This window comes from Burkholderia sp. AU45251, assembly GCF_030482905.1.
Classification (GTDB): domain Bacteria; phylum Pseudomonadota; class Gammaproteobacteria; order Burkholderiales; family Burkholderiaceae; genus Burkholderia; species Burkholderia aenigmatica.
The window spans coordinates 82,641-95,309 of sequence record NZ_JAUJQH010000008.1 but is presented as its reverse complement, the minus strand read 5'-3'; the positions used below and the strand labels follow the sequence as shown (position 1 = coordinate 95,309).

Annotated in this window: 12 protein-coding genes and 1 riboswitch; of the genes, 9 read left to right on the top strand and 3 right to left on the bottom strand. The window is 68.3% G+C overall.

What is annotated here, in order from left to right; all coding sequences use genetic code 11:
• Positions 1 to 45: 45 nt before the first annotated feature.
• Positions 46 to 732, top strand: coding sequence for an HAD family phosphatase (locus QZM67_RS18155; protein ID WP_175022063.1), 687 nt, complete (start codon positions 46 to 48; stop codon positions 730 to 732).
• A 100-nt stretch (positions 733 to 832) separates the two neighbouring features.
• Here QZM67_RS18155 and ribB read toward each other — a convergent pair whose 3' ends face one another.
• The 3 genes from ribB to QZM67_RS18140 form a co-directional block, all read right to left on the bottom strand.
• Entirely contained in the window at positions 833 to 1,543 is a 711-nt protein-coding gene (ribB, locus tag QZM67_RS18150) for a 3,4-dihydroxy-2-butanone-4-phosphate synthase (protein ID WP_011353122.1), read from the bottom strand.
• A gap of 118 nt (positions 1,544 to 1,661) precedes the next feature.
• Positions 1,662 to 1,810: riboswitch (FMN riboswitch) on the bottom strand.
• Between the two features lie 189 nt (positions 1,811 to 1,999).
• On the bottom strand, positions 2,000 to 2,701 hold the full coding sequence (locus QZM67_RS18145) for a helix-turn-helix domain-containing protein (protein ID WP_175022064.1): 702 nt from the start codon (positions 2,699 to 2,701) through the stop codon (positions 2,000 to 2,002).
• A gap of 218 nt (positions 2,702 to 2,919) precedes the next feature.
• A complete protein-coding gene (locus QZM67_RS18140) occupies positions 2,920 to 4,095 on the bottom strand; it encodes an MFS transporter (RefSeq protein ID WP_301768870.1) in 1,176 nt (391 codons plus the stop codon).
• A gap of 147 nt (positions 4,096 to 4,242) precedes the next feature.
• Here QZM67_RS18140 and QZM67_RS18135 point away from each other — a divergent pair, with 147 nt between their 5' ends.
• The 8 genes from QZM67_RS18135 to lnt all read left to right on the top strand — a co-directional run bounded on the left by QZM67_RS18135 (position 4,243) and on the right by lnt (position 12,600).
• The gene (locus QZM67_RS18135; protein WP_043190666.1) at positions 4,243 to 5,175 is read left to right on the top strand and encodes a LysR family transcriptional regulator; all 933 of its coding nucleotides are present in this window, start codon (positions 4,243 to 4,245) and stop codon (positions 5,173 to 5,175) included.
• 254 nt (positions 5,176 to 5,429) lie between these two features.
• The gene (gene miaB / locus QZM67_RS18130; RefSeq protein ID WP_089451241.1) at positions 5,430 to 6,803 is read left to right on the top strand and encodes a tRNA (N6-isopentenyl adenosine(37)-C2)-methylthiotransferase MiaB; all 1,374 of its coding nucleotides are present in this window, start codon (positions 5,430 to 5,432) and stop codon (positions 6,801 to 6,803) included.
• 29 nt (positions 6,804 to 6,832) lie between these two features.
• Positions 6,833 to 7,879: a PhoH family protein gene (locus QZM67_RS18125; RefSeq protein WP_043190661.1), complete on the top strand. Its 1,047-nt coding sequence runs from the start codon at positions 6,833 to 6,835 to the stop codon at positions 7,877 to 7,879.
• A gap of 141 nt (positions 7,880 to 8,020) precedes the next feature.
• The gene (ybeY, locus tag QZM67_RS18120; RefSeq protein WP_301805501.1) at positions 8,021 to 8,797 is read left to right on the top strand and encodes an rRNA maturation RNase YbeY; all 777 of its coding nucleotides are present in this window, start codon (positions 8,021 to 8,023) and stop codon (positions 8,795 to 8,797) included.
• Positions 8,798 to 8,809: 12 nt separating this feature from the next.
• Positions 8,810 to 9,442 (top strand): gamma-glutamylcyclotransferase, encoded by a 633-nt coding sequence (locus QZM67_RS18115; protein ID WP_301805498.1) that lies wholly within the window; start codon positions 8,810 to 8,812, stop codon positions 9,440 to 9,442.
• A 70-nt stretch (positions 9,443 to 9,512) separates the two neighbouring features.
• Positions 9,513 to 9,662 carry a hypothetical protein gene (locus QZM67_RS18110; protein WP_301805496.1) on the top strand — a complete coding sequence of 50 codons (150 nt, stop codon included), beginning with the start codon at positions 9,513 to 9,515 and terminating at the stop codon, positions 9,660 to 9,662.
• 309 nt (positions 9,663 to 9,971) lie between these two features.
• On the top strand, positions 9,972 to 10,859 hold the full coding sequence (locus QZM67_RS18105) for an HlyC/CorC family transporter (RefSeq protein WP_043190655.1): 888 nt from the start codon (positions 9,972 to 9,974) through the stop codon (positions 10,857 to 10,859).
• Positions 10,860 to 10,911: 52 nt separating this feature from the next.
• Entirely contained in the window at positions 10,912 to 12,600 is a 1,689-nt protein-coding gene (gene lnt, locus QZM67_RS18100) for an apolipoprotein N-acyltransferase (protein WP_301805492.1), read from the top strand.
• Positions 12,601 to 12,669 lie beyond the last annotated feature (69 nt).

Below are 12,669 nucleotides of genomic sequence, written 5' to 3'. Positions count from 1 at the left end.
GATGGCGAATTGATCTGCGTCGCCGACATCCCGCTTTTCACCACCATGCTCGATCACCTCATCTGCGACTGCGACGGCGTGCTCGTCGACAGCGAAGTCATCGCCGACCGCGTGCTGCTCGACACGCTGTCCGCCACGTTCCCGAATCTCGATTTCGAAGCCGCCGCGAAGTCGGCGTTCGGCCAGCAGACGTCGCGCTTCCTGGCGGGAATCGAATCCCGCTTCGGGATCGAAATGCCGGCCAATTTCATCGAGACCATCGAGCACAACATAGAGAGCGCGCTGGCGCAGTCGCTCGCGCCGATCACCGGCGTGCGCGATGCGCTGCTGAAGGTGAGCCTGCCGGCGGCGGTCGTGTCGAACAGCCGGCTCGCGCGCGTGCGCAGCTCGCTGAAGCGCGCGTCGCTCACCGAGATCTTCGGCGATCGCGTGTTCAGCTCCGAGCAGGTGGCGCGGCCGAAGCCCTATCCCGACGTCTACCTGCATGCGGCGCACACGCTCGGTGTCGCGCCGGAACGCTGCATCGTCGTCGAGGACAGCGTATCGGGGCTGAATGCCGCGCGTGCGGCGGGCATGAAGACGATCGCGTTCGTCGGCGCGAGCCACATCCCGGACAACTACGCGGACGCGCTGCGCGCGATGGGCATCACGCGAATCATGCGCAAGATGGACGAACTGCCGGCGTTCGTCGAAGCCGGCATGCGCGGCGAGTTCGGGGACGTACAGTCCTGACGGTCGTGCCGACCCGATCACGCTGATCGAGCCGATCCGGCGTGCGCCGGTTCACGCACGCCGTGCCACGGGCGCGCGAACGCGCCCGCCTTCCTTACCCTCAGGCCGGTTCGCAGCAGCGCTCGCGCGCAGCGGCCAGCGCCTCGCGGAACTCGACGAGTTCCGCGATCGTCAGCATCGGCAGCCCGTGCTGTTGCGCAAAACGCTCGACGTCGTCGCCGCGCGTCATCGTGCCGTCCGGATTCATCAGCTCGCACAGCACGCCGGCCGGCTTCAGGCCTGCGAGGATCGACAGGTCGACCGTGCCTTCGGTGTGACCGCGGCGTGCCAGCACGCCGCCCGGTTGCGCACGCAACGGAAACACGTGGCCGGGGCGCACGATGTCGTGCGGCTTCGCCCCTTCGGCGATCGCCGCGCGGATCGTCGTCACGCGATCGGCCGCCGATACGCCCGTATGCACGCCTTCGCGTGCCTCGATCGAGACGGTGAACGCGGTGCCGTTGCGGCTCTCGTTGGTCTGCACCATCGGCGGCAACTCGAGCGCACGCACCGTGTCGTCGGTCAGGCACAGGCACACGATGCCGCTGCACTCGCGGATCAGCAGCGCCATCGTCTCGGGCGTGATGCGCTCGGCGGCAACGATCAGGTCGGCTTCGTTCTCGCGGTCGTGGTCGTCCTGCAGCACGACCGCACGGCCTGCGCGCATCGCTTCGAGCGCGGCGGCAATGCGCGGCGGCACCGGTTCGGAATCCAGCAACGGGAGATCGGCAAAGGCGTCGGCGGGTGCCGACGAAATGGACATCAAGGACATGTGAAACGCTCCTCGCAAAGACGATTTGGGCGAAAAACGTTTCAGGGCATTGCAAACAGACAGAACGACAACCCGCTTCGCATGCATCGCGAAGCGGCCCTGGCGGACATGACTATCTGCACATCTTCTCTCATCCGGACTGTGACCGTCGGCTCTGGCATTCGACCAGATCTGCTGACCCCGCGCGGATGCGCGGGCGCTCGCGGGCTCGCCGGCTTACGCCAGCCTACCGCCGGTGGGGAATTTCGCCCCGCCCTGAAGACGCACTGATTGCCGGATGGGCCAATCCCATCAACGGCGGGCCAAGCATACAACAGCTGCGCGCGCGGCGCAGCGAACATCACCTAAAACCTTACTGACGACTCCGTCTAACGGCATCGTCCGAACGGCCGACGGGCGACCCGCGATCTCTCCCCAACGACGAGAACGCGGCCCGCTTCCGTGCGGCCTGCGCGATCAGCCGGCCGCGTGCGCTGCATGGGTCGCGTGCGCCGCATCGGGCACGAGCCAGCGCGGCGGCACCTCGGGGCTCACCGTCACGCGAAACGCGCGCGCCTCGCTGTCACCCGGATTGCGCAGGCTGTACGGCTGGTCGGCATCGAACACGATCGCATCGCCGGTCGCGAGCAACTGGCGGCGATCATGTACGCTGACTTCCAGCGTGCCCTCGCTGACGACGAGGTTGACCGTCGTGCCGGGCGCGCGACGGGTGCCGGGCTCCGTATGCAGCGGCGCGATCCGCAGCTCGTGGAACTCGGCCGCGGCCGGCTCGCCTTCCGGGTACAGCGCGCGCGCCGAGAAGCGGCCGTTCGAGCTGACGACGCGCGACGCACGCTCCGCCGCCAGATGCTCGAAGCCGTTCACCGCATGGCGGCGCAGGAATGCGGCGACCGATACCTTCAGCGCCGCGGCGATCTTGCAGAGCACCTTGATTGACGGCACGCTGCGCGCCGACTCGATCTGCGCGAGCATCGCACGCGACACGCCGGACAGCCGTGCGAGCGCATCGAGCGACAACTGTCGCTCGGCACGCAACCGTGCGAGGTTCACGCCGACGACCTGCTCGAGCACGTCGAGCGACGCAGCGGCCCGCGCATCGACGGCATTGCCGGACTCGAAGGAAGACAGGTCGCGCACGAGCGCCAGGGATGAAGACATAGCATTGCCTCCGGGCCGCTTGTGCAGCCCTGCGTATGGGGTAAGCCGGGATCGGAATCGGGTTGCGCCAGCAACGGCGCGTATCGAGACGCTATCACCCGGCCCTGCACCGGCAAACGAAGTTATCTTCACACCGTTATCAGCATCGCGGAGGAATGCGTTTCTCGCGAACCTTTTCCTGCCGCTATCGCGTCGCGCAGGCGCCGCTCATTCGCCATTCATTGCGCCGCCGGCGCCGCGCCGCGTGCCGGCCCGCGCGCATCGAGCCGCATCGCGAACCACGTGACGACGAGCGCCGCGAACGTCACCGCGACGGCGACCCACGGCAGCGCATCGAGCGCGAGGCCGCGATCCAGCGCAAAGCCGCCGAGCCACGCACCGAGCGCATTGCCGACGTTGAACGCACCGATGTTCAGCGTCGACGCGAGATGCGGCGCGCTCGCGGCCTTCTCGACCATGCGCGCCTGCAGCGGCGGCACCGTCGCGAACGCGGCGATCCCCCACGCGAACACGGTCACGGCCGCCGCGACCGGATAGTGGCTCGTCTTCGCGAACACGACCATCACCGCGATCAGTGCGACGAGGATCGCGATCAGCGACGGCATCAGCGCGCGGTCGGCGAGCTTGCCGCCCAGCGTGTTGCCGATCGTGAGCCCCGCGCCGAACAGCACGAGGATCAGCGCGACCGCGCGCGGCGAATAGCCCGACACGGACTGGAGGATCGGCGCGATGTACGTGAACACGACGAACACGCCGCCGAAGCCGAGCACCGTCATCAGCAGCGCGAGCCACACCTGCGGCTCCTTCAGCACGCGCACTTCGTGGCCGAGGCCGACCGGCCCGCTGTCGTGGCGGTTCGGCACGAGCGCGGCGACGCCGCCGAGCGCCAGCACGCCGAGCGCGGCGACGATCCAGAACGACGCGCGCCAGCCGAGCAGCTGACCGACGAACGTGCCGAACGGCACGCCGAGCACGTTCGCCAGCGTGAGCCCCGTGAACATCAGCGCGATCGCGCTCGCGCGCTTGTCGGTCGGCACGAGCGACGCGGCGACCACCGCGCCGATCCCGAAGAACGACCCGTGCGCGAACGACGTGACGACGCGCGCGACCATCAGCATCGCGTAGCCGGACGCGGTCGCGCACAGCACGTTGCCGACGATGAAGATCGCCATCAGCAACTGCAGCGCGGCCTTGCGCGGCATGCGGCTCGTCAGCACCGCGAGCAGCGGCGCGCCGGCCGCGACGCCGAGCGCGTAGCCGGTCACGAGCAGCCCGGCCGACGGTAGCGACACGGCCAGATCCTGCGCGACTTCGGGCAACAGGCCCATGATGATGAATTCGGTGGTGCCGATGGCGAAGGCGCTGATCGCGAGCGCCAGCAAGGGAATGGGCATGAGGTTCTCCGGGAAGCGGCGGGTGCGGCGCCCGGTCGGTGCCGCACCGCACCAAAATGCGGGATGTGCGCGCATTGTCCCGAATACGCCTATATTTGATAATTGGCGTGGCATTTGAACCATTTTCAAAAATTTCTGAAAAATCCGATGGATCGACTGGGCGATATCCGGCTGTTCGTCGAGGCTGCCGACCTGGGCAGCCTGTCGGCGGCCGGGCGCAAGCTGAACCTCACGCCGGCCGCCGCCAGCGCGCGCCTCGCGAAGCTCGAGGCGAAGGTCGCGACGCGCCTGTTCGAGCGCTCGACGCGGCAGTTGCGGCTCACCGACGAGGGCCGGCTGTACCTGAACTGCTGCCGGCAGGCGCTGCAGGCGCTCGACGACGCGGACGCGATGCTGCAGGAAGGCCGCAACGTGGTCGGCGGCAAGGTGCGGCTGTCGTCGACGTCCGACTTCGGCCGCAACCAACTGCTCGACTGGCTCGACGAATTCACGACGCTGCATCCGGACGTCACGTTCTCGCTGACGGCGTCCGATTCCGCGTCGAACCTGTGGCAGGACGAAATCGACCTCGCGATCCGCTTCGCCGCGCCGCCCGACGGCGCGCTGATCGCCCGCCGGCTCGCCGCGAACCGGCGCGTGCTGTGCGCGGCGCCGTCGTTCGTCGAGCGGCACGGCATGCCGGCCGATCCACACGATCTGGCCCGCTTTCCGTGCAACGTGATCACGATCGCGTCGGGGCCGATGAACAGCTGGCGCTTCACGCGCGGCGACGAGACGCAGACCCACACGGTGCCGATGTCGACCGCGTTCGAGACCAACGACGGCGGCCTCACCCGCGAATGGACGCTGCGCGGCCACGGCATTGCGCTGAAGTCGCTGTGGGACATCGCCGACGACGTCCGCGCGGGGCGGCTGCGCGTGCTGCTGCCCGACTGGCGGCACCAGGATGCGCCGCTGCACGCGATCTATCACAGCAAGCGCTACATGGCGCCGCGCGTGCGTGTGCTGCTCGACTTCCTCGCCGAACGCTTCGCGCGCGAGGAAGCCGCGCTGGAAGACCTGCTGAACGCGTGCCGCTGACGGCCGGCGCACGGCCCGGTCAGGGTCGGAACCCGACGTGCACCGTCGCGCGGCCGCAACCCGCCGGGCGCTCCCAACAGCATGAAAAGCTATAATGGAAAGCTTTCCCGACGGCTTTTCATGCGCGATGCACGCGAGATGCGTGCAAGGCGGCACACTCGCCCCTGCGCGGCGCGGCATGCGCCAGGCACAGCCGTCCCGATTCACCCTATCGACGACGCCCCCAGGTCAACCACTGCGAACGGCGAACCCCCATGACCAAGAAAGTTTACGTAAAGACCTTCGGCTGCCAGATGAACGAGTACGACTCGGACAAGATGGTGGACGTGCTGAATGCGGCCGAAGGCCTCGAAAAGACCGATACGCCGGAAGACGCGGACATCATCCTGTTCAACACGTGCTCGGTGCGTGAAAAGGCGCAGGAGAAGGTGTTCTCCGATCTCGGCCGCGTGCGCGAGCTGAAGGAAGCGAAGCCGGATCTGCTGATCGGCGTCGGCGGCTGCGTCGCGAGCCAGGAAGGCGCGTCGATCGTGTCCCGCGCACCGTACGTCGACCTGGTATTCGGCCCGCAGACCCTGCACCGCCTGCCGCAGATGATCGACGCGCGCCGCGCGAGCGGCCGCTCGCAGGTCGACATCACGTTCCCCGAAATCGAGAAGTTCGACCACCTGCCGCCCGCCCGCGTCGAGGGCCCGAGCGCGTTCGTGTCGATCATGGAAGGCTGCTCGAAGTACTGCAGCTACTGCGTGGTGCCGTACACGCGCGGCGATGAAGTGTCGCGCCCGCTCGACGACGTGCTGACCGAAGTGGCCGGCCTCGCCGACCAGGGCGTGCGCGAAGTCACGCTGCTCGGCCAGAACGTGAACGCGTACCGCGGCGCGCTGACGGCCGGCTCGTCCGAGATCGCCGATTTCGCGACGCTGATCGAATACGTCGCCGACATCCCCGGCATCGAGCGGATCCGCTATACGACGTCGCACCCGAAGGAATTCACGCAGCGCCTGATCGACACCTACGCGAAGGTGCCGAAGCTCGTGAGCCACCTGCACCTGCCCGTCCAGCACGGTTCCGACCGCATCCTGATGGCGATGAAGCGCGGCTACACGGTGCTCGAATACAAGTCGGTGATCCGCAAGCTGCGCGCGATCCGCCCGGACCTGTCGCTGTCGACCGACATGATCGTCGGCTTCCCCGGCGAGACCGAGGACGATTTCGACAAGATGATGGCGCTCGTGCACGACATGAGCTACGACACCAGCTTCTCGTTCATCTACAGCCCGCGCCCCGGCACGCCGGCCGCGAACCTGCACGACGACACGCCGCGCGAAGTGAAGCTCAAACGCCTGCAACATCTGCAGGCGACCATCGAGGAAAACGTCGCGCGCATCAGCCAGTCGATGGTCGGGAAGGTCGAGCGGATCCTCGTCGAGGGCCCGTCGCGCAAGGACCCGAACGAACTCGCGGGCCGCACCGAGAACAACCGGGTCGTGAATTTCCCGGCGCCGCTCGCGTCGCACCCGCGCCTGATCGGCCAGATGATCGACGTGAAGATCAACCATGCGTATCCGCATTCGCTGCGCGGCGAGCTCCTGCTCGTCAGCGACGACGCAAGCGCGGCCACCCACTGACTGACGCTCAACAGGAACCCGACGCCACTTTGAAGCCGACCCAAGCACTGGAATTCGTCGCGCCGCGCGACGACAACGCGCGCCTCGCCAACCTCTGCGGCCCGCTCGACGAGAACCTGCGGCAGATCGAACAGGCGCTCGACGTCACGCTGTCGCGACGCGGCCACCGGATCGCGATCCGCGGTCGCGGCGCCAAGCTCGCGCTCGCCGCGCTCGAGAACTTCTACAACCGCGCGCGCGATGCGCTGTCGGTCGACGACATCCAGCTCGCGCTGGTCGAAGTGCGCCACACGTCCGGCAACGGGCGCCAGGACACGCTCGACGTGCGCTTCCGCGGCGACCCCGACCATCCGTTCGACGACCCCATCGTACAGCTCGACGCCAGCGAGCCGGACGAGGAGCCTGCACCGAAGCTCTACACGCGGCGCGCCGACCTGCGCGGCCGCACGCCGGCGCAGCGTGAATACCTGAAGCAGATCCTGTCGCACGACGTGACGCTCGGCGTCGGGCCTGCCGGCACCGGCAAGACCTATCTCGCGGTCGCGTGCGCGGTCGACGCGCTCGAGCGCGACCAGGTCAAGCGGATCGTGCTGACACGCCCGGCCGTCGAGGCGGGCGAGCGGCTCGGCTTCCTGCCGGGCGATCTCGCGCAGAAGGTCGACCCGTACCTGCGTCCGCTGTACGACGCGCTGTACGACCTGCTCGGCTTCGACAAGACGGCGAAGATGTTCGAGCGCCAGATGATCGAGATCGCACCGCTCGCGTACATGCGCGGCCGCACGCTGAACCACGCGTTCATCATCCTCGACGAGGCGCAGAACACGACGCCCGAACAGATGAAGATGTTCCTCACGCGGATCGGCTTCGGCTCGAAGGCGGTCGTGACCGGCGACACGAGCCAGGTCGACCTGCCGCGCGGCCACAAGAGCGGCCTCGTCGAGGCACAGCAGGTGCTCAGCGGCGTGCGCGGCATCGCGCTCACGCGCTTCACGAGCGCGGACGTCGTGCGCCATCCGCTCGTCGCGCGCATCGTCGAGGCGTACGACGAGTTCCACGCGCAGCACCAGGACGGCTGACCGGCCGGCGGCGCCTGCGCGCCGCTTGGTCTGACAGCCCGGCCCGCCAGACGGCGCGCCGGGCTTTTTTTCGCCTGCGCGAATTCGGGTGCGATCGGCCGTTTGGTGTATCCTCAACGCGTCCTAATCGCCGCACGCGTCATGAAATCCTCCCGTTCCCGCAAGTCCGGGCGCGCCCAGTCCGCCGCGCCCGCCTCCCCCCGCCTGTCGCTGTTCGATGCGAAGGGCAAGGCCCGGACCGTCAACGCGCAAGGGCTGCGAATCGACTTCCCGGATGGCCGCAGCCTGATGTTCGACCTGTCGGGCAGTTCGGGAGAAGCCGCCGTTGCGATCGTCGCGCAGCACAACGATCCGGCGATGCGCGCGAAGCTCGCGCTGCAGCCCGAGCACTACGACAGCGTGACGCTGCACGTCGGTGCCGAGCCCGCGCCGCGCGAAGACGACACCGAAGACGCGCTGCGCGAGCCGGAGCTCGACCTGTCCGTGCAGTACGGCGACGAGATCACGAGCGACGTGCGCAAGACTTGCCCCAAGCGCAAGCTGATCGCCGAATGGATCGAGCCGGCGCTGTTCGCCAGCGCGCAGCTCACCGTGCGCTTCGTCGGCGAAGAAGAAGGCCGCACGCTGAACGCCGGTTACCGCCACAAGGACTACCCGACCAACGTGCTGACCTTCGCGTACGACGCGGCGCCCGACGGCACCGTGATCGGCGACCTCGTGCTGTGCTGCCCGGTCGTCGAGAAGGAAGCGCACGACCAGGGCAAGTCGCTCACGGCCCATTACGCGCACCTGCTGGTGCACGGCGCGCTGCACGCGCAAGGCTACGACCACGAGACGAGCGCCGAGGACGCGGCCGAAATGGAAGCGCTCGAAGTCGACATCCTCGCGAAGCTGGGCTTCCCGAACCCGTACCAGTAAGCCGTCCGCACGATGCGCAACGCCGCGACGCTCCCGCCCGCCTACCCGCCGTCGATCGGCGACGGGCGCCTGCTGACGGAAGACGAGCTCGCGGCCTCGCTCGCGCACACGATGCGCGACTGGAACGGTCAGCAGGATCTCTGGCTGTTCGGCTATGGCTCGCTGATCTGGAACCCCGGGTTGCCGACCATCGCCGCCGTGCGCGGCAAGGTGCACGGCTATCATCGCGGGCTCTACCTGTGGTCGCGCGTGAACCGCGGCACGCCCGAACGCCCGGGCCTCGTGCTCGCGCTCGATCGCGGCGGCTCGTGCTCGGGCATCGCGTTCCGGCTCGCCGGCCCGACCGCGCAGCCGCACCTCGAAACGTTGTGGAAGCGCGAGATGCCGATGGGTTCGTACCGGCCCGCATGGCTGCCGTGCTCGCTCGAGAACGGCGAACGCGTGAACGCGCTCGCATTCGTGATGCGCCGCGACGCGCCGACCTATACGGGCAAGCTGTCCGACCCCATCGTGAAGGAAGTGTTCGGCTGCGCGGCCGGCCGCTACGGCACGACGCTCGACTACGTGAGCCGCACGGTCGACGCGCTGCGCGCGAGCGGCATCCCCGATCGCGCACTTGAAGGGCTGCTCGCGCGATGCCGGTGACGTGGCACGACGCCCGGCTCGCCGCCACGCGCTGCCGCGGCGGGTGCAGATTCGAACGCGGGCATAAACGATGAAACCGTCACGCGGGTCGCGCTGCAAGGTCGCCGCGCTGCTCGTCGCCGCGAGCATCGCGCTGTCCGGCTGCGGAATCCTTGGCTGCGGCGGCGCCGCGACCAACGGTGCGGCCGCCGGCGGCTGCTCGGCCGGCATGCGGTTCTGATCCACGCCCCGGCGGCCAAGCCCCCGTGCGGCAGAATGCCGCCGCTGGCCGCCTCGGCCGGCCGCTTTCCCGCGTCACGGTTCCCGGCCCCTTCCGCACCCGTTTTTTGCCGCCGCTGCCCCGCCGCCCTTTTCTGAGATAGGATGGAACCGAGGACGATGTCGCGCCCGGCGCGACTGTTCCCGAGCGGGGCCCGCGCGCGCTGCCCACCCTGGCCATGCGGCCGGTGTGACACGGTCGCGTCGTGCCCTTGGTGTATCCTTGCCTACTCCGTGACAGCGCGCTCCGGCATGACCCGGGCGCACCACCATGAACGATTCGTATCCCAGTCGTAAGTCAACCGACAAACCGCAAGAAAAGCGCTCGCTCCTCGAGCGCCTGACCGACTTCATCTCGCCCGAGCCCGAATCCCGTGGCGAGTTGCTGGAAATCCTCCAGGACGCCCACGAACGCAACCTGATCGACGCCGATTCGCTGTCGATGATCGAAGGCGTGTTCCAGGTGTCCGACCTGTGCGCGCGCGACATCATGGTGCCGCGCGCCCAGATGGACGCGATCAACATCGCGGACAAGCCCGAAGATTTCATCCCGTTCGTCCTCGAGAAGGCGCACTCGCGCTACCCCGTGTACGAGGAGAACCGCGACAACGTCATTGGCGTGCTGCTCGCGAAGGATCTGCTGCGTTTCTATGCCGAAGAGGAATTCGACGTGCGCGGGATGCTGCGCCCGGCCGTGTTCATTCCCGAATCGAAGCGCCTGAACGTGCTGCTGCACGACTTCCGCGTGAACCGCAACCACCTCGCGATCGTCGTCGACGAATACGGCGGCGTCGCGGGCCTGATCACGATCGAGGACGTGCTCGAGCAGATCGTCGGCGACATCGAGGACGAATACGACTTCGACGAGGAAGCCGGCAACATCATCTCGGGGCCCGATGGCCGCTACCGCGTGCGCGCGCTCACCGAGATCGAACAGTTCAACGAGACGTTCGGCACCGATTTCCCCGACGACGAAGTCGACACGATCGGCGGGCTGATCACGCATCATTTCGGCCGCGTCCCGCATCGCGGCGAGAAGCTGCAGCTCGGCAACCTCGTGTTCGAGATCCAGCGCGGCGATGCGCGCCAGGTTCACGTACTGCTGGTACGCCGCAACCCGCTCGCCAGCCGTCGCGCCGAAACCTCGCACGAGGACTGACCGTCGCGCGCCAGCCGCGCGTTCCACAACCGCTCGCCCACTTTCGCTTCACATGGACGATCCGATCCTGTCCCGCCCGGCTGGCGGCCTGCTCGCGCCGACACCCGGCCGCGCGCTGCCGCGCTGGCACTACCCGGCCGCGCTGCTCGCCGGCGCGGCCAATACGCTCAGCTTCGCACCGACGCCGCATGGCGGCTGGCTGCAACTCGTCGTATTCGTCTGGTTTTTCGCGCAACTCACGCGCACCGCGAGCTGGCGCAGCGCCGCGCTCACCGGCGGCGCGTTCGGCTTCGGCAACTTCATCACCGGCATCTGGTGGCTCTACATCAGCATGCACGTGTACGGCGAGATGGCCGCGCCGCTCGCGGGCGGCGCGCTCGTGCTGTTCTCGCTGTACCTGTCGCTGTACCCGGCGTTCTCCGCCGGGCTGTGGTCGTTCTGCGCGGGCCATGCGTGGCATCGCCGCACGCGCGACCCGCGGCCGTTCTCGCCGACCTGGCACGGCGCATTCGCGTTCGCGAGCGCCTGGGCACTCGGCGAATGGCTGCGCGGCACCGTCCTCACCGGCTTCCCGTGGCTCGCCAGCGGCTATCCGCAGGTCGACGGCCCGTTCGCGGGCTTCGCGCCGGTCGCCGGCGTGTACGGGATCGCGTGGGTGCTCGCGCTGTTCGCCGCGCTCGTCGTGCAGGCGCTCGCCGCCGCCCGGCCATCGCCGCTCGCCGAACCCCGCGCCGGCAATGCGCGCATACGCATCGCCGCGCCGGCCGGCATCGCGCTCGCGCTGATCGCGGCCGGTCTCGGCCTGTCGCAGGTCACGTGGACCGTGCCCGCGAACGCGCCGCTCACCGTGCGGCTGCTGCAGGGCAACGTGAAGCAGGACATCAAGTTCGAGGAAGCGGGCATCGACGCGGCGATCAAGATGTACACGCAGATGATCGTCGAGAAGCCCGCCGACCTGATCGTCACGCCCGAAACCGCGATCGCGGTGATGATCCAGGAGCTGCCCGAGCCGTTCGCCGTCGCGATCCGCAAGTTCAGCGACACGACGGGCTCGGCCGTGCTGTTCGGCGCGGTCGGCGCGTCGGTGACCGAGGACGGCCACTACGTCGACTATACGAACAGCCTGTACGGCGTGACGCCGAATTCGCGCGACATCTATCACTACGACAAGCACCACCTCGTGCCCTTCGGCGAATTCATCCCGTGGGGCTTCCGGTGGTTCGTCGACCTGATGAAGATGCCGCTCGGTGACTTCGCGCGCGGCGCGCCCGTGCAGAAGCCGTTCCTGGTACACAACCAGCCCGTGATGGCCGACATCTGCTACGAGGACTTGTTCGGTGAGGAAATCGCCGCGACGATCCGCGACAACCCGCAGCCGCCGGGCGTGCTCGTCAACGTGACGAACCTCGCGTGGTTCGGCGACACGATCGCGCTCGACCAGCACCTGCAGATCGCGCGGATGCGCTCGCTCGAGACGGGCCGGCCGATGCTGCGCTCGACCAATACGGGGATGACCGCCGCGATCGACGCGCACGGCCGCGTGCTCGGCCAGCTGAAGCCGTTCACGATCGGCTCGCTCGACGTGCGGATCGAAGGCACGAGCGGCTTCACGCCTTACGTGACGAGCGGCAACAACATCGTGCTCGCGGTGTCGCTCGTGCTGCTCGCGTTCGGCTTCACGTTCGGCCCCGGGCTGCGCCGGCGCAACGGCCGGAAGAACGGCGACAGCCAGCCGAAGTGACGCAACGGGCGGCCGCTGCGCAATGCGTGGCGGCCGCCGCCAATGCAACGTGCAACAGCGGCCCGTGGC